Source organism: Gemella sp. GH3, from assembly GCF_013415425.1.
In the GTDB taxonomy this organism is placed as follows: domain Bacteria; phylum Bacillota; class Bacilli; order Staphylococcales; family Gemellaceae; genus Gemelliphila.
Genome location: NZ_JACBYC010000040.1, coordinates 1 through 391, shown reverse-complemented (window position 1 = coordinate 391; position 391 = coordinate 1). Strand labels below are relative to the sequence as shown.

Genomic DNA, 391 nt, shown 5'->3' with positions numbered 1-391 from the left:
CCCAAGAAGCTCTTTACATATTCTCCAAAAAGAACATCAAAACTTTGCTCACTTAACGTTACTGTTTCAAAAGGATCGTAAACTTCTCCACGGAAGTAGAACGGGAAGTTAAAAATACGCATAAACTTATTAACATACTTCATATATTCAAGCGTAAATGACCAATCAGTATAAATACTTAAATCTTCGTTGAATTTCAGATGATGTGCTTTGACGATTGCAGTTCGGAATATTATATTACAAGCTGTTTGCTTTCTTAAAAATGAATTAACGTTCGCGTCAGCATTGTAATACTCAACTCTAACACGATCTAAATCAACGTATTGAGGACGTTGAAGTGTAAATGAATGAATAGGCGCTATCAAGCCATCAGTATAATTAAATTTATCTA

1 pseudogene is annotated in these 391 nt (G+C 33.0%); it reads right to left on the bottom strand.

Features of this window, described 5'->3' with window-relative positions:
- Window positions 1–391: pseudogene (locus tag HZY83_RS01025) on the bottom strand (CDP-glycerol:glycerophosphate glycerophosphotransferase); the annotation flags it as partial.